Origin of the sequence: Ruminococcus sp. (assembly GCF_017549005.1) — a bacterium.
Taxonomy (GTDB): Bacteria; Bacillota; Clostridia; order Oscillospirales; family Ruminococcaceae; genus Ruminococcus.
Map to the genome: position 1 here is coordinate 156,218 of NZ_JAFYYT010000047.1, position 20,276 is coordinate 176,493.

General features: G+C 48.6%; 19 protein-coding genes. 10 read left to right on the plus strand and 9 right to left on the minus strand.

Annotated elements, in window-relative coordinates; all coding sequences use genetic code 11:
- Positions 1-32: 32 nt before the first annotated feature.
- Positions 33-1,673 carry a DNA mismatch repair protein MutS gene (locus IKW96_RS12330; protein ID WP_296575283.1) on the minus strand — a complete coding sequence of 547 codons (1,641 nt, stop codon included), beginning with the start codon at positions 1,671-1,673 and terminating at the stop codon, positions 33-35.
- 255 nt (positions 1,674-1,928) lie between these two features.
- Here IKW96_RS12330 and polA point away from each other — a divergent pair, with 255 nt between their 5' ends.
- The 7 genes from polA to recG all read left to right on the plus strand — a co-directional run bounded on the left by polA (position 1,929) and on the right by recG (position 9,466).
- Positions 1,929-4,466, plus strand: coding sequence for a DNA polymerase I (gene polA / locus IKW96_RS12335; RefSeq protein WP_296575288.1), 2,538 nt, complete (start codon positions 1,929-1,931; stop codon positions 4,464-4,466).
- A gap of 20 nt (positions 4,467-4,486) precedes the next feature.
- Positions 4,487-4,930 (plus strand): ribosomal protein S18-alanine N-acetyltransferase, encoded by a 444-nt coding sequence (rimI, locus tag IKW96_RS12340; protein ID WP_296575291.1) that lies wholly within the window; start codon positions 4,487-4,489, stop codon positions 4,928-4,930.
- Between the two features lie 24 nt (positions 4,931-4,954).
- On the plus strand, positions 4,955-5,965 hold the full coding sequence (tsaD, locus tag IKW96_RS12345) for a tRNA (adenosine(37)-N6)-threonylcarbamoyltransferase complex transferase subunit TsaD (protein WP_296575294.1): 1,011 nt from the start codon (positions 4,955-4,957) through the stop codon (positions 5,963-5,965).
- A gap of 16 nt (positions 5,966-5,981) precedes the next feature.
- Positions 5,982-6,191, plus strand: a complete 210-nt coding sequence (locus tag IKW96_RS12350) for a DUF4236 domain-containing protein (protein WP_296575297.1) — start codon at positions 5,982-5,984, stop codon at positions 6,189-6,191.
- 9 nt (positions 6,192-6,200) lie between these two features.
- On the plus strand, positions 6,201-6,971 hold the full coding sequence (locus IKW96_RS12355; protein ID WP_296575300.1) for a TIGR00282 family metallophosphoesterase: 771 nt from the start codon (positions 6,201-6,203) through the stop codon (positions 6,969-6,971).
- Between the two features lie 123 nt (positions 6,972-7,094).
- Positions 7,095-7,355 carry a stage V sporulation protein S gene (locus IKW96_RS12360; protein ID WP_024861514.1) on the plus strand — a complete coding sequence of 87 codons (261 nt, stop codon included), beginning with the start codon at positions 7,095-7,097 and terminating at the stop codon, positions 7,353-7,355.
- Positions 7,356-7,429: 74 nt separating this feature from the next.
- The gene (gene recG / locus IKW96_RS12365) at positions 7,430-9,466 is read left to right on the plus strand and encodes an ATP-dependent DNA helicase RecG (protein ID WP_296575303.1); all 2,037 of its coding nucleotides are present in this window, start codon (positions 7,430-7,432) and stop codon (positions 9,464-9,466) included.
- Here the strand turns inward: recG and IKW96_RS12370 are convergent.
- From IKW96_RS12370 to IKW96_RS12380, 3 genes are read right to left on the minus strand one after another with little or no spacing between them, the layout of a single operon-like run.
- Complete coding sequence (locus IKW96_RS12370) at positions 9,463-9,681, minus strand: helix-turn-helix transcriptional regulator (protein ID WP_296575306.1); 219 nt, start codon at positions 9,679-9,681, stop codon at positions 9,463-9,465. The genes recG and IKW96_RS12370 overlap by 4 nt on opposite strands.
- 11 nt (positions 9,682-9,692) lie before the next feature.
- Entirely contained in the window at positions 9,693-10,142 is a 450-nt protein-coding gene (locus IKW96_RS12375; protein ID WP_296575309.1) for a hypothetical protein, read from the minus strand.
- Positions 10,143-10,161: 19 nt separating this feature from the next.
- The gene (locus IKW96_RS12380) at positions 10,162-10,614 is read right to left on the minus strand and encodes a DUF2975 domain-containing protein (protein WP_296575311.1); all 453 of its coding nucleotides are present in this window, start codon (positions 10,612-10,614) and stop codon (positions 10,162-10,164) included.
- 368 nt (positions 10,615-10,982) lie between these two features.
- Between IKW96_RS12380 and IKW96_RS12385 the strand changes: the two genes are divergently transcribed.
- Both IKW96_RS12385 and IKW96_RS12390 read left to right on the plus strand, forming a co-directional pair.
- A complete protein-coding gene (locus tag IKW96_RS12385) occupies positions 10,983-12,578 on the plus strand; it encodes an MBL fold metallo-hydrolase (protein WP_296575314.1) in 1,596 nt (531 codons plus the stop codon).
- Positions 12,578-13,303 carry a zinc ribbon domain-containing protein gene (locus IKW96_RS12390; RefSeq protein ID WP_296575318.1) on the plus strand — a complete coding sequence of 242 codons (726 nt, stop codon included), beginning with the start codon at positions 12,578-12,580 and terminating at the stop codon, positions 13,301-13,303. The genes IKW96_RS12385 and IKW96_RS12390 overlap by 1 nt, the downstream gene beginning before the upstream one ends.
- 45 nt (positions 13,304-13,348) lie before the next feature.
- Here the strand turns inward: IKW96_RS12390 and IKW96_RS12395 are convergent, their stop codons facing one another.
- Together IKW96_RS12395 and IKW96_RS12400 are read right to left on the minus strand one after the other, a co-directional pair.
- Complete coding sequence (locus IKW96_RS12395) at positions 13,349-13,621, minus strand: GNAT family protein (protein ID WP_296575321.1); 273 nt, start codon at positions 13,619-13,621, stop codon at positions 13,349-13,351.
- 71 nt (positions 13,622-13,692) lie between these two features.
- Positions 13,693-17,139, minus strand: a complete 3,447-nt coding sequence (locus tag IKW96_RS12400) for a glycoside hydrolase N-terminal domain-containing protein (RefSeq protein ID WP_296575323.1) — start codon at positions 17,137-17,139, stop codon at positions 13,693-13,695.
- Between the two features lie 459 nt (positions 17,140-17,598).
- Here IKW96_RS12400 and IKW96_RS12405 point away from each other — a divergent pair, with 459 nt between their 5' ends.
- Positions 17,599-18,201: a hypothetical protein gene (locus tag IKW96_RS12405; protein ID WP_296575327.1), complete on the plus strand. Its 603-nt coding sequence runs from the start codon at positions 17,599-17,601 to the stop codon at positions 18,199-18,201.
- 172 nt (positions 18,202-18,373) lie between these two features.
- On the opposite strand, the gene IKW96_RS12410 is transcribed toward IKW96_RS12405, so the two are convergent.
- From IKW96_RS12410 to rsmD, 3 genes are read right to left on the minus strand one after another with little or no spacing between them, the layout of a single operon-like run.
- On the minus strand, positions 18,374-18,865 hold the full coding sequence (locus IKW96_RS12410) for a vacuolar-type H+-ATPase subunit H (RefSeq protein ID WP_296575330.1): 492 nt from the start codon (positions 18,863-18,865) through the stop codon (positions 18,374-18,376).
- A gap of 5 nt (positions 18,866-18,870) precedes the next feature.
- Positions 18,871-19,362, minus strand: coding sequence for a pantetheine-phosphate adenylyltransferase (coaD, locus tag IKW96_RS12415; protein WP_296575333.1), 492 nt, complete (start codon positions 19,360-19,362; stop codon positions 18,871-18,873).
- The gene (rsmD, locus tag IKW96_RS12420) at positions 19,359-19,916 is read right to left on the minus strand and encodes a 16S rRNA (guanine(966)-N(2))-methyltransferase RsmD (protein WP_296575337.1); all 558 of its coding nucleotides are present in this window, start codon (positions 19,914-19,916) and stop codon (positions 19,359-19,361) included. Before rsmD ends, coaD begins: the two co-directional genes overlap by 4 nt.
- Positions 19,917-20,276 lie beyond the last annotated feature (360 nt).

A 20,276-nucleotide genomic window follows, 5' to 3' on the forward strand; every position in this document is an offset into this window, starting at 1 on the left:
TGATTTACAATACCTGAACGGAAGAATTTTTATCACAGCTCCGAAAGAGCGGAATTTACTATTTCATCGGGGAAACCGATGACGCTGAGAAGCTTTATTGCGTTGCTGGAGCGGCATATGCCCTTATGTATGGTATAATCGAAGATTATGTCCTCCTCGTCCAGCTTTTCGCAGAAATAATAATTCTCATACAAGCCTTCAAAAGCTTCCGCAAGTTCAACATCGTGAGTTGCCACCATGAGAATGCAGTCGGTGCTGCTGAAATAGCGGAGCACTGCCTTTGAAGCGGCTATCCTCTCCTTTGTGTTGGTTCCCTTGAGTATCTCGTCTATGGCAAGGAAGAGGAGCTTTCCCTGCTTTACGCATTCCGTCATACGTTTTAGGTACTTTATCTCGCGGATATAGTAGCTCTCTCCCGAAGCGAGGTCGTCGCGCACCGCCATTGATGTTATGACTCCGCAGCGCGGGACACTTGCGTATTCAGCAGTACAGGTGAATAATGTCTGTGCAAGTATGAGATTTATCGCCACGGATTTGATGAATGTGGACTTTCCCGAGGCATTTGAGCCTGTAAGTATGATATTTTTCTTCTGTTTTATGTCGTTTGCTACGGGATCTGTGAGCATTGGATGGAAAACTCCCGTAAATTCTATACTTCTGCCGTCACTGAACTCGGGCACGCAATACCCTGAAAGGCTCCTTCTGAATGAAGCTATGGCGATAGAGCAGTCGATATCCCCGACAAACCGGTAAACTTTCAGATACTCGCCGGTCTTGTCGGAAAGCTCTTTCAGCCCCATGTTGTACAGTATCATATCCAGCATGAAAGGTCCGATGATGTAGGACGCCAGTGAAGAAAGCGGATCGTCGGACTTCAGCATGGAATTTTTCATATTGAGAAGATTCATGACCGAGGCGGCTTTTTTCAGCTTTTTGAGACTGTCGGTGACTTCGCCGGAAAGCCCGGGAACTATACTGCTTATGGAAAAGCCTGCATTTATGGTAAGCCCCATTGAGAAAAGCGACTCCAGCCTTGCTTCAAAGCTTTGCCTGAGAAAAATATGTATCACAAGGTTAAGAAGATAGTTGCCGAAGCAGAGCATTAGCAGGGCAGGACTTCTCAGGACCAGACCGAGAACTCCGAGGATCACAAGAGAAATGAGCAGAAGAGGATAGATGTGCCTGCAGGGAAGATACTGATTGCTGAGATCAGCTGCGATATTCACAGAATAATAGCCGTTTATGGGCTTGCCTACACTGTGCAGCAGCTTTCTGACCTTATTGCGTTTTTCCTCATTCTTGTCGAAAAATTCGGCGCTTTCACTGTTCATTACGCTGCTCTGAGGCTTGTCGCTGAGAATATGGAGCGAGGAGTACAGGCATTGCTCCCCGGCAAAGCTGTCCGTATGGTCGGCGCGGAGAAATATCGAATCCATGTTCAGGTCGTCCCATGTTACGTCGTCAACGAGCTCTGAGGAGCTGTAATTTTTCTTTTCATTCTCATAAAGCAGTGAAACAGCTTCCATCCGGTCGCTCACATCGTCCTTTACGCGGTTTTTGTCGCCATAGGAATGCCTTATGCAGAATTCTATGGCTTTTTTGTTCCTGACGCGCAGAACGACAAAAATCAGGAGTAAAAGTGCTGCTGTTCCGACTGCAAATATGATTTCCATTTTTTACCACTCCAGATATATCATTTTATTTATTATATCATGAAGGGTGAAAAATTGCAAGTTTTCGGCATTTTGACTGTTTAATCATCAAATTGGCGAAAGTTTTTAAAAAACATATACGTCGTTATGCAAAAAAATATGGTTTTCGTATTGATTATTATAAAAAATTATGGTATCATATAAACTAAGCACATAAATTAATCATGAATATATGGTTCATTTGTCGGACCAATATCCTTACTCACGGAGGTCGCAATGAAGCTTCTCGCAATCGACGGCAACAGCATTCTCAACAGAGCTTTCTACGGAATAAAGCTGCTTACAAACAAAAAAGGGCAATTTACCAACGCTATTTTCGGTTTTATGAACATCTTCCTGCGTAATACGGAGGACGTAAAGCCCGACGCAGTAGCGGTGGCTTTCGACCTGAAGACGCCTACATTCCGCCATAAGGCGGTATCCTACTACAAGGCGAACCGAAAGGGTATGCCCCCCGAGCTTGCTGAGCAGCTCCCGAAGGTTAAGGAGCTCCTGACCCTTATGGGCGTAAAAGTTGTGGAATGCGAGGGCTACGAGGCGGACGACGTTCTCGGAACGCTCTCGAAGCTGTGTTCGGACAGCGGAAACGAGTGTTACGTTCTCACGGGCGACCGTGACAGCCTGCAGCTCATTGACGATAAGGTCACGGTAATACTTGCAACGAACAAGGAGAATATCTACTATACTCCCGGGAGATTTACGGAGGATTACGGCTTTGAACCCATAAAGCTCATAGACCTCAAGGCTCTCATGGGAGACAGCTCGGATAATATCCCGGGAGTTGCAGGTATCGGCGAAAAGACCGCTTCAGCGCTCATAAAGGAGTACGGCTGCATAGAGACTCTCTATGAGAAGTACGAGGAGTCGGGACTCACAAAAGGCGTAAAGGCAAAGCTTGCGGCAGGCGCAGAATCGGCAAAGGAGAGCAAATGGCTGGCGACTATCGTCCGCGACGCTCCCATAGACAGGGAGCTTGACAGCTATAAGCCCGGTACTCCCGATAACGGAGCTATCGGACGTATGCTCACAGAGCTGGAGATGTTCAAGCTTCTCGACAAGCTGGGCATAAACGCTGCGGAGAGCGCTAATTCGGCTCCCGAGGCAAAGGCTGAGGAGACTGAGGCGATAAACGCCGAGGTGAGCGGCCTCACGGAGGATATCATCGGCAAGATAAGCGAATGCGAGTATCTTTTCCGCGACGGCAAGCTGTCCGTCCGCAGCGGTGACAGAGTTTACACTACTGAGGACGAAAAGACTATACTTGCATTTCTTTCTTCGGACTGCTGCAAGGCTACAGATGACGCAAAGGCGCATTATCGCTGGGCTATGGCTCGTGGGGGCGGGCTGAAAGGGCTCAGGAGCGACGCGGCTATATGCGGTTATCTGCTGAATACATCTGCTTCCGACTATGCTGTTGATAAGCTCTGCGCCGAGTACGGCGTACACTATTACAGCGAGAACGGCGACCTTGCAGAGCTTTTGTCCCTCCGCGGACTTGTCGCAAAGCTTAGAGCCGAGATAGAGTCGGAGGGTATGACAGAACTCCTCGAAAAGGTGGAGCTCCCAATGACAGAGGTGCTTGCCTCTATGGAGGACAGCGGCGTACTTATTGACAGGAAGGGCGTTGAGGACTTCGGCGTGTCTCTCACGGAAATGATCGAGGAGACTCAGCAGATGATCTACGACGAGGCAGGACATGAGTTCAATATCTCCTCCCCGAAGCAGCTGGGAACAGTTCTTTTTGAGGAAATGGGGCTTCCTGCCAAGAAAAAGACCAAAAGCGGCTATTCCACAAATGCGGAGGTGCTGGAGGAGCTGAGAAATTACGCGCCCATAGTTGACAACGTGCTCAGGTACAGGCAGTACACAAAGCTCAATTCCACCTACGTTGTGGGACTTCTTGACAAGATAGCGCCCGACGGCAGGATACACACATGGTTCCGGCAGACCGAAACAAGGACGGGACGTATCAGCTCGACAGAGCCGAATATGCAGAATATCCCCGTCCGCACAGAGCTTGGAGCGCAGATGAGAAAGTTCTTCACCGCAGGTGAGGGAAAAACTCTTATCGACGCCGATTACAGTCAGATCGAGCTGCGCGTTATGGCTCATCTCTGCGGCGACGAGAATATGGTGGAGGCTTTCAATTCGGGAGAGGATATACACACATCTACTGCGGCACAGGTATTCGATATGCCGCTGTTCATGGTGACTCCCGAGATGAGAAGCGCAGCCAAAGCCGTAAACTTCGGTATCATCTACGGTATCGGAGCATTCTCCCTTGCAAAGGATATCGGCACTTCCGTAGCGAAGGCAAAGAAATACATCGCCGATTACCTTGCAAAGTACCCGAAAGTAAACAGCTTCATGGAAACCACCGTGGACAATGCGTTCAGGGACGGCTGCGTTACGACAATGTTCGGAAGAAAACGCCGTATCCCCGAGCTTTCATCGTCCAACAAAATGTTACAGGCGGCAGGCAGGAGGATAGCAATGAACACTCCTGTACAAGGAACAGCCGCAGATCTCATAAAAATAGCAATGATAAACGTATATAACCGCCTCAAAGCCGAAAAACTCGACGCTAAGCTCATATTGCAGGTACACGACGAGCTCATCATCGAGTCAGACATAGCCTGTGCAGACAGGTGTGCGGAGCTTCTCAGGGAGGAAATGCAGGGCGTTTACGATATGAGAGTTCCGCTTGCAGTCGATGTTCATCAGGGCAAGAGCTGGTATGACGCAAAGGGCTGATAATTATGTGTAAATTTAATTTGAAGAGGATTACTGAAGACTTTCCGCTATGTATATTTGAAGAGCTCTCCGAGCTGGACAGTGAGTGCTTCGACTCCGAAAACTGGTCGGCACAGGATTTTATCTCGGAAGCAGCAATGCCTACGGGCGTAGTCATTGCAGTATACTGTATGTCAGAGCCCGCAGGTGTTCTGGCAGGGTTCAATTCGTCCGATACGGGCGAGATACTGACCCTTGCGATAGCCAAGAAGTATCGCAGGAAGGGCATCGCTACCATGCTTCTCGAGAACTTTTTCTCCCACCTCCCGAAAGAGGTGGAGACTATAGCCCTCGAGGTAAGACATTCAAATGAAGCCGCTATATCCCTGTATGAGAACTTCGGCTTTGAAAAGGCAGGGATAAGGAAGCGCTTTTACAGCGATCCCGTTGAGGACGCGGACATAATGGTCCGCAAGATCAGCTAAAACGGAAAAAGAAGGAATCAATATATGCTTATACTCGGAATAGAAAGCTCCTGCGACGAGACCGCCGCAAGCGTGGTAAAGGACTGCCGCGAGATCCGTTCGTCAGTCATATCCACTCAGATAGAGGAGCACAGGAAATACGGCGGAGTTGTGCCTGAAATAGCTTCGCGCCGGCATTGCGAGAACATTCTCGGCGTGGTAAGGCAGGCTCTCGGCGAGGCGCAGGTGAGCCTTGCAGACCTTGACGGTATCGCCGTTACCTATGCTCCCGGTCTTATCGGAGCTCTTCTGGTCGGAGTCAGCTTTGCAAAGGCACTCGCCATGTCCTCGGGTAAACCGCTCATTCCCGTACATCATATCGCAGGTCATATAGCCACGAACTATCTGACTTTCGGAGAGCTTGAACCGCCTTATCTCTGCCTTGTGGCAAGCGGCGGTCACAGCCATATCATCGAGGTACTGAGCTATACCGGATTCCGTGTAGTGGGAAGGACTCACGACGACGCGGCAGGGGAGTGTTTTGACAAGTGCGCCCGTGCTATGGGATTTCCTTATCCCGGAGGCGTGCATATCGACAATGCGGCGCAGTCGGGTGACAGGAACGCTTTCAGGCTCCCTCACCCTGCTGTTGCAGGAAGCGAGTTCGATTTCAGCTTTTCGGGTCTGAAGACGAACGTGATAAATCTGCTCCACAACGCAGAGCAGAAGGGTACGGAAATAAACAGGAACGACCTTGCGGCAAGCCTGCAGGCGACTATCGCGGATATCCTCACGGATAAGACGATACGCGCCGCCGAGGCTCTCGGCTATAGAAAGGTCGCTCTTGCAGGCGGAGTTTCCGCAAATACGGGAGTCCGCGCAGCTCTTGCGGAAGCCTGCAGGGAGCGCGGGTTCGAGTTCTATATGCCCGAAAAGAAGCTCTGCGGCGACAACGGAGCTATGATAGCCTGTCAGGGCAGCTATAATCTGCTGGCAGGCATTACCGCCGACGAAAGCCTTAACGCAGTAGCTACGCTTTCAATGGAAGATATCTGAAAAAGGAGGAGCTGTCATGGGATTCCATTTCAAAAAAAGCTTTAAAATAGGCAAGCTGTTCAAGTTCAACAAGAATAAGAAGGGCGGCAGCATTACCGTGGACGGTCCTACTATTGCAGGAAAAAAGGTGAAGCTGACTGTTAACGACAAGAAAAAAGCCACTGTCAGCCTGCAGGGTACGGGTATCTCATACGATACTAATCTTGGCGGAAAAAAGAAAAAGTGACGGTATAATATGAAAAATCTTCTTTTTATCGGCGACGTCGTGGGAAAAGCGGGCTGCGACTTCCTCACCGAGAAGCTCGGAGCGCTCAAAAGGGCTCACGATATCGACATAACTATCGTTAACGGTGAAAATTCTGCCCAGGGCAACGGCATAACACGGGTCTCTGCGGAAATGCTGGTAAGAGCCGGGGCTGACGTGATAACCACAGGCAATCACGCTTTCCGCCACAAGGACGCTATGGAGCTCTTCGAGTACGACTACATCGTGCGCCCTGCAAACTTCCCCGAGGGAGGCTGTGTGGGCAGCGGAGTCCGTATCATGGATATGGGAGCGTACTCGGTGGCTGTGGTGAACCTTATGGGAACGGTCTACATGGACCCCCTCGATAATCCGTTCAGTACTATGGACAAGCTCCTGAGTGAGATAGATACGCCCAACATCTTCGTGGATTTCCACGCGGAGGCTACCTCCGAGAAAAAGGCTATGGGACACTATCTTACGGGAAAGGTGAGCGGAGTTTTCGGAACCCATACCCACGTTCAGACGGCGGACGAGTGCATACTCGGCGGTCATACGGCATATATCACAGATGTGGGAATGGTGGGTCCCGAGATGTCCTGTCTGGGCGTGGATACAGCGTCGGCAGTGGACAGGCTCAGGTTCAGGATGCCCGTTAAATTCCAGGTGGCAGAGGGCGATTGCTTCCTTTGTGGAACTATAGTTAATTTTGATGAAAAATGTGGCAAAACGCACAAAATGGAAAGAATAATTATAAGATAGTCTACAAAGTTGGCTAAAAACTATTGCATTTTTTATAATAATAAGTTATAATACAATTGTACAATAGCCTAAAGGCATTTGACAATAAACGTACAAATATTTATATCAGGAGGGTTATTTGTAATGGAAATTCTGAAAGTATCATCACACTCATCACCGAATTCTGTAGCTGGTGCTATTGCCGGCGTTATAAGAGAACAGAAGGCTGTTGAGGTTCAGGCAGTCGGTGCTGGTGCGGCAAATCAGGCAGTTAAGGCGATAGCTATCGCAAGAGGTTATCTTGCACCTATCGGTATTGACCTTATCTGTATACCTGCTTTCGCTAATATCCAGATCGACGGTGAGGAGCGAACCGCTATCAAGCTTATCTGCGAGCAGAGATAATCGGTAAAACACACTGGGCGGACAAATTGTCCGCCCTTTTTAATGTCCGCAGTTATTCGTAACAAGGAGTTTTTATGGCAACTACACTTTTCAGCGATATCGAATACCTCAAGGGAGTCGGCAAGGCACGCGGTGAGAAGTACCGCAAGCTGGGCGTGAACACTCCCTATGAGCTGATATACCATATCCCACGTGATTATCTGGATTTCCGCACCCATGTGCCTGTTCAGCAGGCTGTGCTCAACGATTACAACGTGCTGAAACTGACTGTATTCAAGAAAATGCCGCCGCAGCGCATAAAGGGAGGTCTTGTCATCTGCAAGGCAGCCGCTACGGACGGCATGGACGATATCCTCATCGTCGTGTACAACAATGTGTACTATTTTCAGGCGCTGAAAGAGGGCGCGACCTACTATATGTACGGTAAGGTAACAGGTTCTTTCCTGCGTAAGGAGATAAGCTCGCCCGTGTATATCAGCGCGGACGAAAAGGTGCTGATACAGCCGAAATATCACCTTACTCAGGGGCTTTCCGTCAATATGATACGCACAAATATGCGTCAGGCGCTGGAAATAATGCGGAATGAGCCCTTTGAGACTCTTTCTGACGATATAATGCGGAGATATGACCTCTGCCCCCTCATGCAGGCTCTGGAGAATATCCACTTCCCCGAAAGCGAGCTGGCTGCCGAGACTGCAAGGCGCAGGCTCGCCTTTGACGAATTGCTCAAGCTCCAGATAGGTATGTCCGTTATGAAGTCGAGAAGCCGCCGCAGCACTGCTTTCAGAATGAGTGAGCCCTCACGGGTTGAGGAGTTCATGAAAGGGCTGCCCTTTGAGCTTACCGACGACCAGAAAAAGGCTGTGGCGGAGATAACTGCCGACCTGTGCAGGGGAGTTCCTATGAACAGGCTCTTGCAGGGCGACGTTGGAAGCGGAAAGACAGCTGTTGCAGCCGCAGCTTGCTATTTTGCAGCGAAAAACGGTGTACAGTCGGCGCTTATGGCTCCTACGGAGATACTTGCGTCCCAGCATTTCCGCACACTCAGCGACTTCCTCGAACCCTTCGGCGTCAGCGTTTGTCTGCTCACAGGCTCGACCACCACTAAGAAAAAGGCGCAGATACGCGAAAAAATAGCCTCGGGTGAGATAAGTGTGATAGTCGGCACTCACGCTATCATACAGAAGGACGTGGAGTACAGCTCCCTCGGGCTCGTGATAACAGACGAGCAGCACCGCTTCGGCGTAGCTCAGCGTGCTGCTCTTGCAGAAAAGGGGGATTCTCCTCATAAACTTGTAATGTCCGCAACTCCCATACCGAGGACGCTTGCCCTCATTATCTACGGAGACCTCGATATATCGGCGATAACTCAGCTCCCGAAAGGCAGGAAGCCCGTAAAGACCTACGCCGTTACGGGAAAACTCCGCAGCCGTGCATTCGGCTTTGTAAGGGAGCGCCTCGACGAGGGCAGGCAGGCTTATGTGGTCTGCCCCATGATAGAGGAAAGCGAGAGCGAGCTCTTCGCGGTCAAGACCTATGCGGAAAATGCAGAAAAAGGCGACCTTATGGGCTATACTACGGCTCTGCTCCACGGAAAGATGAGAGCTGCCGAAAAGGACAAGGTCATGCAGAAGTTCCGCGACGGAGAGATACAGGTGCTTATCTGTACAACCGTTGTGGAGGTTGGAGTTGACGTACCCAATGCTGCTGTTATGGTCATCGAAAACGCCGAACGCTTCGGTCTTTCACAGCTTCATCAGCTCCGCGGGCGTGTGGGCAGAGGAAGCTTCGAGAGCACCTGCATACTCATCACGGACAACACCTCGGACGAGTGCGTAAAGAGAATGAAGATAATGTCCTCCACCACCGACGGCTTCAGAATATCGGAGGAGGACCTGAAAATGCGCGGTCCGGGAGATTTCTTCGGCAACGCGCAGCATGGTCTGCCGCCGCTTAAAATAGCGGATATCGCCTGTAATATGGAGCTCATGAACCGCGCTCAGAACTGTGCGAGGGAGCTGCTTGCGGACGACCCGATGCTGGAAAAGCCGCAGAACCGTGCGCTTAAAATGGACGTAATGCGGCTTTTCAGCAAGGATATCATCGGCTAATCGTTTACTCCGTCGTCGATGAATTCCAGTATATCCCCCGGCTGACAGCCCAGCGCCCTGCATATGGCGTTGAGGGTGGAAAAGCGTATGGCGCTGACCTTGCCTGTCTTGAGCTTTGAAAGATTCACATTGCTTACCCCAACACGTTCACTCAGCTCGTTAAGGCTCATTTTTCTGTCAGCCATTACTCGGTCAAGTCTTAAAATTATGGACATACGGGCTCACCTCACAGAGTTTCGTCGGACTCGTTCTGAAGCAGCCTGCCGTATCGCATTATCTCTGCAAAGAACAGGAAGAGTACGCATATGAAAGCAGAACCTGATCCGATGAGTCCTGCCTTTAAAATTCCGAGAGCGGCACTTTGGGTGAATATGGGAATGAGAGCTTTCAGCAGGAAAAGGCCTGAGATCCCTCTTATTGCCCATATGTTGCCCCGTGTGAATGGTCTGTTGCTTCTGAATATTCTGAAAAATACGATGGCAGCAAGGACGAGTATTGCGCCCTGAATGCAGTAGCTAAGCATTTGTCCGATGTAAATATCTTTTGTAAGTTTTTCCTTCATCGGAAGCGTTAAGAATGATATCCCTACAATGACGCTTAATACCGCACCGAGTACCGATAATATCATTATAACGAGACTGCTTCTTTTTATTATATTTATATTTTTATTTATCATATTTATCTCTCCTTTGTTCTTAAAGCGTCTCGTCGGATTCGTTCTGCAGAAGTCTGCCGTATCGCATTATTTCCGCAAAGAACAGGCAGAGCACCGCTATGAATGCAGGACCTATGCCTTCCAAAGCTGCTCTGAATATGTCAATGCCCTGTTTTTCAATGAATAAAGGGATTACAGCCGCGGCAAGGAAAAGTCCTGCTATTCCTCTTACAGCCCATACATTGCCGCGTGTGAAAGGTCTTCCGTTACGGAATATCATGAAAAATATAAATGCGGCGACAACAAGAACTGCAGCGTATATCAGTCTTTTTATGAAAACTTCAAAAGCGGCGGCCTCTACGCCGTATACAGGCAGATGCAGAGTTTTTAAGCCAGATATTCCTGCCATTACACATATAGCTGCTCCGAGCAGCGATAATATCATTATCACAAGGCTGCTTTTCTTTATTACCGATGTGTTTGATAAGCTCATTTTGCTTTTCTCCTTTTGTAGTTTGTTACTGGAATATTGAAGCTCCGTTCCATGAGCTTATAATATCACTGCAATTAATGTTTGTCAATACGTTTTTAATGTTTATCATTAAATATTGTATGATTAAACATAAATCAGATATGAATACGGACTGTGGACTGTGCAGATTTCACGATAAAAATTTATCGTTTATCATTAAATAGCGAAAGGTAAATTGTGGGCTTCGGTCATTTTTAATAGTTTTATTGTAGACAATGGCGCGGAAATGTGATATAATATATGTAGTGAACGGCGAGGGCGCCGTTCACTACAAAGTTGAATCAAAACCATGTGAAGCATGATTTTGATCTGAACAGGGAGGAAACCACATGAAAATGACTTTCATCGGTGCTACCCACGAAGTAACGGGCAGCTGTACTTATATAGAAGCTTGCGGCAAAAAGTTCCTCGTGGACTTTGGTATGCAGCAGGGCGAGGACGTTTTCGAGAATGTTCAGATACCTGTTTCTCCTTCAAATATAGATTTTGTTCTTTTAACTCACGCTCATATAGACCACTCGGGACTTCTTCCGCTGCTGTATTCGGGAGGCTTTCAGGGAGAGATACACGCTACGGAGGCTACTTCAAACCTCTGCTCGGTAATGCTCCGCGACAGTGCCCATATACAGGAGTTTGAAGCGGAATGGCGCAACCGTAAGGCTGCACGCCGCGGCGAGCCCGACTATGAGCCCCTTTATACAATGGACGACGCCATCGGTGCTATTGAGCTCTTTGTACCTCACAGGTACGATCAGGAATTTGAGGTCTGCGAGGGCATAAAGGTGCTTTTCCGCGACGCAGGTCATCTTCTCGGCTCGTCAAGTATACTTCTCACCCTCACTGAGGACGGAGTTTCAAAGACTATTGCTTTTTCGGGCGATATCGGAAACACCGAGCAGCCCCTCATACGCAATCCGCAGTATATCGCTTCTGCCGATTACGTTGTTATGGAGTCCACCTACGGAAACCGCGTTCACGACCGCCCTACGGACTATACCTCGTCCCTTGCAAGAGTATTGCAGGAGACCTTCGACCGCGGAGGCAGCGTTATAATCCCGTCCTTTGCAGTTGGAAGAACGCAGGAGATGCTGTACTTCATACGCCATATCAAGTCCGAGGGACTTGTGAAGGGACATGACGGGTTCCCCGTTTATGTGGACAGTCCTCTTGCCAATGAGGCTACGGATATATTCATAAGCAACCGTGAAAGCTGCTACGATGAGGAGGCTCTTTCCTTTGTACGTCAGGGCATAAACCCTATCAGCTTCACCGACCTTATCAGGACCGTCAGCAGCGATGATTCCCGCGCTATCAACGAGGATACGCGCCCTAAGGTCATCATTTCCGCCAGTGGTATGTGCGAGGCAGGACGTATCAAGCACCACCTCAAGCATAACCTCTGGAAAAAGGAGAATACTATTCTCTTCGTCGGCTATCAGGCGAGCAATACCCTGGGCAGAGCCCTTGTTGACGGCGCAAAGCGCGTAAAGCTCTTCGGCGAGACCGTCAGGGTAGCAGCCCATATAACTCAGCTCCCGGGTATCAGCGGTCATGCCGATGTGAACGGACTTCTTGCATGGGCTAAGTCCGTATCGGGAGTTCAGAGATACTTTATCAATCACGGCGAGGCAAGCTCCTCCGAGAGCTTTGCCGAGCGTCTGCGCGAGGAGCTCGGCGCTGAGGTATATGTTCCGTTCAGCGGTGCGGAGTTCGATATAGCGGAGAATGTCGTTACTGTTGACGCAGAGCCCATTCCGATACCAAAGCGCAGGAACACCGCAAACTTCAACATCGCATACAGCGACCTTATCGCGGCTTCGGATCGCCTTTCGGCTCTTATCAAGGACTCCGACGGCAGAACGAATGCAGATATGAGGCAGCTCACAGAGGCTATCCACAAGCTCTGTGATGACTGGAAGCTGTAATGCGCGTCTGCCCGAAATGCGGAAGCAGAATAGACGATAATGCAGAAAAATGCCCCGTTTGTGAGTCGGGCAGCGAAGAAGAACGCCGCTCCTACAAACGTTCAAGCAAAACACTATATTATGTATCGATCATATTGACTTCTTTATACGCAGTTATCTGTGCAGTAAACGGTATAGCAAATATTCTTGGCATTAGATCAAATATCCGCTCGCTTGACGACAGTTACTTCGGAATGGTAGGGAACGACCATGTACTGACCGTTATATATACTGTCTCAGCAGGTCTGCTGCCGCTTATCTTCATATTATTCATTGGCGTTATAATGGTCAGTGAACGTTCCGCTCTGCTTTTGGTATTCCCTGTGGCGGGAATACTGGTGGAGATCGCACAGATAATCAAGGAGTACAGGAACTACCTGTATATAATCAGGGAGAAGCAGTCCTATTTTTACGGTATAATGGCAATGGATATCTTTTCGGCTCTCCTTGTTATATTGTTCTTTGCGTTCATGATACGCATGATACTGAAGGACTTCACTATCTCACAGAGCCGTATGCTGGTCGTATTCGCCTTTATACTCGTGGCTTCGAGAGTGCTCCTGAAGATAAATATGTCTGATGAGCCCGAAATACTCAGGTTCGTATCAAATACGAAAGCATATATCTTGTTTTCGGCGATACTCATGAATGTCAGGAAAAGGTATTCCAACAGCAGGAAAATGTAAAGCCCCGAAGCAGTCTCCGACTGTTTCAGGGCTTTTTTTGTGCTGTTACTGTACAAATTCTTTCTTTAGTATGGCATAAACGTAGAAATTATTGAATATTTCCTTGTTCTCCTTGCGCGGAAAGAGTTCCTTGTGCTCGGCTTCACGGCGCATACCCAGCCTTTCCGCAAGCCTGTATGAGCGGGAGTTCCTTGTGTCTATCTCAGCCATGATGCGGCGGACACCGAGATAGCCAAAGGCATATTTCATAAAACTGCGAAGGCTTTCGCAGGCATAGCCCCTGTCCTGATACGAACTGTTGAAGGTGTATGTCAACAAAGTTTCAGCCCCTGCGGCCATGCGGTCACAGGGGCTTTCGGGATGATTGTATATGGGAAAATTTTTCTGAGTTATGAAGCCTTTCCGAGAAGCAGCTTCTGGAGCATTACTGCGTCTGCAACTCCTGTTTCGCTGTCGCCGTTGACATCGGCGTTTGAAAGGGAAAGACCTGTGAGCTTTAAATCGCTTGTGAGGGCTTTTCTGTAGCGTATCATATCGAATACGTCAACGCGCCTGTCGCCGTTGATATCGCCCTTTATGCCGTAGAATCCGAGCTCGCCCACATTGAATAGGTAGCCGTCGTCTCCCTTGAATACAAGATAGACGTCGTGAGCTCCCGTGCACTGCTTTGTATTGCAGCTCATTTCCTGATACTCGTTCCAGCCGTCGGTACCCGGGATATCGCACGTGCCTATGAGAGTTCCGTCGGAGCCTCCTATGCGTATCTCAATGGTACCGCCCTCTGTAGCGCTTGCTGCGCTTACGCGGAATCCCTCCGCGCCGCTCTCGAAGTCGAGATTGCGGAAAACTATGTACGAACCGTCGGTGATGTAGCCTATCGCATTGCCTGCCTCATCGTCCTTGCGGATACCGCCGTACATGAAGTTATAGCTGCTGCCGCTGTACTTTTTGTAAGCTGAGCGGGGAACAGGCGGTTTGTCGTCCTTGCCCCATATCTCCAGTTCATAGACTGAAGCTCCTCCATCATTTGTCTGAGTTGAAGTCAGCATTTCCAGTTTGATGTACCTTGCCGAAACTCCGCTGACATTGCGTCCGCAGGAGCTCTTTGTGTTGCCGTATACAACGGCTATATCAGTCCAGCTTTTGCCGTCTGAGCTGGCCTGAAGTCTGAAATCACGGGGATTGTACCTTATATCGTCCCTTATGCCTGCGAATTTTGCGTTCCAGCGCTGTATATCGTAGTTTTCGCCCAGGTCTATCTGTACCCATTCGCCGCTGAGCCCGTCATTGTGGCTCCATTTTGTGCTGTCGCTTCCGTCTGTGATGTTGGAAGCGTCTGCGTTCTTCTCGGAGCCCGAGGCTGTAACTTCCTTATTCAGCGCAAGATTCTGCAGCTCGCTTACTGAGCTGTCAAGCTGTAATTCGCCGCTGAGTCTGTACTCCCTGCCTGCCTCGGTGTCGAAGCTGACTACTGTGCCGCCGTATCGCACAGTGCAGGTGCCGCCTGACTTGGAGAGTATAGCCGCTTTTTCAAGTATACCGTTTTTCCAGCTCATCTCTGTCACTTCAAAGTTGCCCCGTGCACAGAGACCGTTTGCGTGACCGTTCGCCCACTGCTTCGGGAGAGCAGGGAGAAGCGTTATAACGTCATTCTGACTTTGCAGGAGCATTTCCGCTACGCCCGATGTGAAACCGAAGTTTCCGTCTATCTGGAAGGGCGGATGTGCGTCCCAGAGATTGTCGTAAAGCCTGCCGTAGTTGTTTACGGGCGATATAAGGAGCTTTACGAGGTTATATGCATGAGCTCCGTCCTCGAGCCTTGCCCAGCAGTTGAGTTTCCATGCCTCGGACCAGCCCGTACCGTCGTCGCCTCTGCCGTTGAGAGATGTGGCAGCTGCCTTAGCGGTGGTGGGATTGTCCTCGGGAGTGATCTCAAATCCGGGGTAAAGAGCGTACATATGCGAGATATGACGGTGCTTTTCGTTGGGATTGTCCCAGTCCTGAGCCCATTCCTGTATCTGTCCCCATTTGCCTATAGTTTCGGGGCGTATCATTGTGAGCCTTGAGTTGAGAGTGTCCCGTAGAGCGGAGTCTTTGCCAAGTATCTCCGAGGCTTCCGCAACGTCCTTGAAGAGCTCACGGGCAATGCCGTTGTCCATGGTAACACTCTGATCTATACAGGCGTCGGGGAAAGCAGGGAGATTTATCTCGGGGGAGGTACTCGGACTTATCACTGCGTACTCCTGACCGTTTATCTTTGCAGTTGTCATGAGCTCGTTGAGGAACTCTGCGCTGCCCTTGATAACGGGGTATATATCCGCAAGGTACTCCTCGTCCTGATTGAAGCGGTAAGCGTCATAGAGCATATTCGATACCCATGCGCCGCCTGTTGGCCACTGTCCCCACGCACCGTCTATAGGACCTGTTCTGTTCCACAGGTCGGTGTTGTGGTGGAGCACCCAGCCCTTGTTTATGCCGTAGTTTACCTTTGCGGTCTCACTGCCTGCCTCAGCCAGTCCCTTTGCTTTCTCTGCGAACGGAGCGAAGCATTCTGCAAGATTCGTAGTGAATGCAGGCCAGTAATTCATTTCGTAATTTATGTTTGTGGTAGCCTTGCTGCCCCATGCCGGGGAGGAGTATTTATTCCATATGCCCTGTAAATTCATCGGCTGAGCGTCGCGTGAGGCGCTTATCATGAGGTATCTGCCGTACTGGAAGAGGGTTTTGACCATTTTCGGGTCGTCAGAACGGTTGAAATCTGCTATACGCTGCGGAGTAGTCATTTTGCGTACAGCTTCGGTATCTCCGCCGAGATCCACGTCAACCCGCTTGAAAAGCTCCTGATAGTCAGCCTTGTGATTTTCGTAGAGGGTGTCGTATGAGAGCTTTGAGGCTCTCTCTATATCTGCCGCAGCTCCGCCTTTTTCGTCGCCGTTGCAGGTCTTGTAGTCCACAAAATTAGTGCGGACAGATGTTAGTATGAGCACTGAATCCGCGTCGGAGACCGTTACCTTGCCGCTGCCAGCGCTTACCCTTCCGCCGTCGGGTATGAACTTGCTGCGTGAGGAGAAGTAAACAGCTCCCTGTATCCACAGATCCTCGCTGCCGTGACCGTTGGCCACGAGAGTATCGTTCCCGTCGGTGGTGACGCCGCCGTTGAGAACTCCGTCGTAGCCTGCCGAAAGCGACACCGAGCCGGGAGTATCGCAGGTTATGCGTGTAACTATTACCTGGTCGGGGTGACTTACGAAGGATTCACGGGTATACTTTTTGCCGTTGAAGGTATAGACTGTTCTTGAAACAGCGTCATTCATGTCGAGCTCCCGGGAATAACCGCCGACTCTCTCATGTCCGAAGCTGAGCTTTAAAGCACCTACTTTCTGGTATTTTGCCTCGCCGCCGCCGATCATATACCGGCCGACGATGCCGTTCGCGTCGTTGTACTTGCCGTTTTTGAGAAGATCCTGTACCTCCTTGATGTGGGAGGCGGCTCCCTCCCTGTTGTTAGTACCGGGGCCTGAGCTCCAGACGGTACATTCATTGATGTCGATGAGCTCGTCGGGGCAATTGCCGTAGACCATTGCGCCGATACGTCCGTTTCCAAGCGGAAGCGCCTTGTAGAACGACTCGTCGTTATTGAAGGCGTTGTCGGTATTGACAAAGCCTGCCATGCTGTCGTAGCGGAGAACGAGATCGTCGTCATGCGGGTATTCCGCAGCAGCTGCCGCGCTTGTGTTTTTCAGCCGATCAACTGACATTCCGCCCGTAACGAGCGGCATAGCCATACAGGCTGAAAGGAAAACGGAAATGAGCCTTTTTGTCTTTTTAAGTTTCATTCCTTACCAACTCCCTGATGGATGCCCTGCCTGTATATCCCCTAACAGGACAGGTACTGTTGTTTCTCTGTATATAAAATATTACCACCTTCGTAACAAAATGTCAATAAAATATATACACTTTCTACAAAGTAAATACATTTTAGGTGATGATTTTGCGAAAACGGCACATAAGAGGGCAAGATTTAAGTAAAGTTTAAGGGGGAGTGTAAGAAAATAAACATCGGGCGGCGTTCTGCCTGCGAAACAAATAAGACTGTAGGGGACGCCGCCCTCGGTGTCCCGAGATATATTCTGAATAGTAGGGGCAGATAATATCCGCCCGCATAATGCAAAACGAGATTTTTTATAAAAATCAGAAAAAATTTTTTAAAACCTGTTACGCTTTCCACAAAAATTGCGTTACTATAATTGAAGGCTAAAAATAGCCTCAGAATTTATTTTAAAGGAGTAATAATTATGAAAAACGTAATCAAAAAAACTATTGGTGCTGTGCTTTCTGCGGTTACATTATCCGCTTGCGTAGTAGTTCCTGCGTCATTCAATCAAACATCAGGCAGCTCATCATTTGTGAATTCTATAGTAGCTAATGCTGTAAATACTAATTATACACGCAAAATAACAACAGGTACGGTAACAGTTAAGTTGGCAAGAATTTATATTTATAAGAACGGAAAATTTATATCTTATGAGGAAGATACAGGTATATCTGCTAATGTTGCCAAAGATACACCTGTTGAAATACTTGGTGAAAAAGATAAGTACTATTTGATATCATATGCAAATGACGGATTGTGGATGAAGAAATCTGAAATCAAGCTCGATACTAAAATTATAGCATACGAAGTTACTCAGGATATAACATATACGGTTTCGTCAATCTTTGGCAGCTATAATATTATCATTAAAAAAGGAGATGTGTTGGAGTTGGATCCTAAAGGAACGTGTGTTCGCTATTATGGAAACAGTGGATATTTGTATATAAACAATAATACAAAAATTTCACCTGTAGGCTCTAATTTCCATAATTATATAGGATATGGGCTTAAAAAAATAAATTGACTTGCATTAATAATTATCGATGAAAAGCTCACCTAATAACAGGTGAGTTTTTCTTTATTAAGACAACATATGATTGCTTGAATAAATAGCTGTAAGGGCGGATAATATCCGCCCGTTTTACTGATCACTATTCACTAAAAAAGCGGCACTCTTAACGAGTACCGCCCATGTATCACTGAATGCCGTTTTTCTTGCCGTCTGTGGTGAGACCTGCTGAAACCGTGCTGCCCAGCTTGCTCTTTACGACCTTTATGCTCTGGAGGTTCCTTGAGTAGTAGCTCTCGGTCTCGTTGAGCATTTTGGCAACAGAAGCCGCAGCGTTCTGCTGGAGGTTCTTTGAAGCTGTCTGAGCCTTATTGAGCATATCGAGAGCCTTTTTCTTAGCCTCGGTAACGATAGCCTCTCTTGAAACTATCTGAGCTGCACGCTCCTCTGCCTTTCTTATGATAGACTCGGCATTGAGCTTTGCTTCATTGAGGATACGCTGGCAGTCAAATTCGATCTTCTTAGCCTCCTTGAGTTCGTGAGGCATATTAAGACGGACGTCGTTGATGAGCTCTCTCATGCGCTCGCCGTCGATGACCTTCTTATGTGCTACAAAAGGAACGGAACCTGCCTTATCGAGGAGTTCGTCCATTTCTTCTAAAATCTCATCAATGCTCATAGTGATTACCTCTCCTTAATTAGTCTTTGTTTTATATCATCGAGAATCTCGTTGGGAACAAAATGGCTTATATCTCCGCCGAAGTAAGCTATCTGCTTTACAAGGCTCGAGCTGAGATACATATTTTCGGTAGCTGTTGTGAGGAAGACTGTTTCCGCACCTGCATACAGCTTTTTATTGGCAAGAGCCATCTGAAATTCGTATTCAAAGTCACTGACGGCTCTCAGACCCTTTACAATGGCGACAGCGCCCACATCTCTGACGTAATCCGCAAGGAGACCGTCAAGAATGTCGATAACGACGTTGTCGAGGTCACGTGTTACCTGTTCTATCATAAGCATACGCTCCGTAGCCGTGAAGCTCGGCTGTGCCTTGCCTGCGTTTCTGGAAATAAGGACTATCACCTTGTCGAAGAGCTTTGAAGCCCTTGTGATGATGTCTATATGTCCAAGAGTAACAGGGTCGAAGCTACCGGGACAAACGGCGATCCTTCTCATTCTTCAGCCACCTCCTCGGACGGTTTGCAGAATATGGTCACATTGATCTTGCCGTAGTGGTAGGTCTTTCTCAGCGTCATTCCCTCGGGAGCCGACGGTTCTTCCGCCTCGCTTTCGTACTCGCAGATAATGGAGCCGCCCTCATTGAGCTTTTTTGCAGCAAAGGGGAGGATATTTGCGATATGGTTATAGCGGTAAGGGGGATCGAGGATAATGATATCGAAGGTCTGTGCGGTGAGCTTTATATAATCGTAGCTGTCGCGGTTTATGACCTCAGACTGACGTTCAAAGCCTGTATTTCTCAGGTTTTCGTTCACGCATCTTATAGAACGCAGGGAATTGTCGATAAAAACGGCGTGACCTGCGCCTCTGCTGAGTGCTTCGATACCCATCTGACCGCTTCCTGCGAAGAGGTCGAGTACTCTTGCGCCCTCAAGCTCGAACTGAACGGCTGAAAAGATGCCTTCCTTGACTTTATCTGCTGTAGGCCTTACATCAAGACCTTCCGGCGCGACAAGCCTGCGGCCTCTTGCAATGCCTGTGATAACTCTCATGTTTTAGTGCTCCGAAGCCGCAGAATCAACTGCGGTTTCCGCATTTACGGTATACGGATACCGAAATGTACCTGCTGATACGGGATTTTCCGCGCATTACCGTTGAAAAGCAGTGGTAAAATGCAGATGATGACCCGTTCATACAAGTTTTTATATACACTATATTATATATTATTTTTTGCGGCTTGTCTATATTATTTCTTAAAAATAGGCGATTTTGACTAAAAATGGTTGTTTTTATTTGTCTGTCATATACACATTTAAGCGATTAGTGAATAGTGATCAGTGAGTAGAATTGCATGGACACGCAATGCGCGTCCACGTATGCTATACGTAATAAATGGCATGAATCAATGGCAG

Coding starts and splice junctions, on each gene's coding strand:
- IKW96_RS12360 (WP_024861514.1), top strand. CDS start 7,095: ATGGAAATTCTGAAAGTATCATCACACTCATCACCGAATTCTGTAGCT.
- IKW96_RS12370 (WP_296575306.1), bottom strand. CDS start 9,681: ATGTCCATAATTTTAAGACTTGACCGAGTAATGGCTGACAGAAAAATG.
- IKW96_RS12390 (WP_296575318.1), top strand. CDS start 12,578: ATGCGCGTCTGCCCGAAATGCGGAAGCAGAATAGACGATAATGCAGAA.
- IKW96_RS12380 (WP_296575311.1), bottom strand. CDS start 10,614: ATGAGCTTATCAAACACATCGGTAATAAAGAAAAGCAGCCTTGTGATA.
- IKW96_RS12405 (WP_296575327.1), top strand. CDS start 17,599: ATGAAAAACGTAATCAAAAAAACTATTGGTGCTGTGCTTTCTGCGGTT.
- recG (WP_296575303.1), top strand. CDS start 7,430: ATGGCAACTACACTTTTCAGCGATATCGAATACCTCAAGGGAGTCGGC.
- IKW96_RS12410 (WP_296575330.1), bottom strand. CDS start 18,865: ATGAGCATTGATGAGATTTTAGAAGAAATGGACGAACTCCTCGATAAG.
- IKW96_RS12350 (WP_296575297.1), top strand. CDS start 5,982: ATGGGATTCCATTTCAAAAAAAGCTTTAAAATAGGCAAGCTGTTCAAG.
- coaD (WP_296575333.1), bottom strand. CDS start 19,362: ATGAGAAGGATCGCCGTTTGTCCCGGTAGCTTCGACCCTGTTACTCTT.
- IKW96_RS12375 (WP_296575309.1), bottom strand. CDS start 10,142: ATGATAAATAAAAATATAAATATAATAAAAAGAAGCAGTCTCGTTATA.
- IKW96_RS12400 (WP_296575323.1), bottom strand. CDS start 17,139: ATGAAACTTAAAAAGACAAAAAGGCTCATTTCCGTTTTCCTTTCAGCC.
- IKW96_RS12385 (WP_296575314.1), top strand. CDS start 10,983: ATGAAAATGACTTTCATCGGTGCTACCCACGAAGTAACGGGCAGCTGT.
- IKW96_RS12355 (WP_296575300.1), top strand. CDS start 6,201: ATGAAAAATCTTCTTTTTATCGGCGACGTCGTGGGAAAAGCGGGCTGC.
- rsmD (WP_296575337.1), bottom strand. CDS start 19,916: ATGAGAGTTATCACAGGCATTGCAAGAGGCCGCAGGCTTGTCGCGCCG.
- tsaD (WP_296575294.1), top strand. CDS start 4,955: ATGCTTATACTCGGAATAGAAAGCTCCTGCGACGAGACCGCCGCAAGC.
- IKW96_RS12330 (WP_296575283.1), bottom strand. CDS start 1,673: ATGGAAATCATATTTGCAGTCGGAACAGCAGCACTTTTACTCCTGATT.
- polA (WP_296575288.1), top strand. CDS start 1,929: ATGAAGCTTCTCGCAATCGACGGCAACAGCATTCTCAACAGAGCTTTC.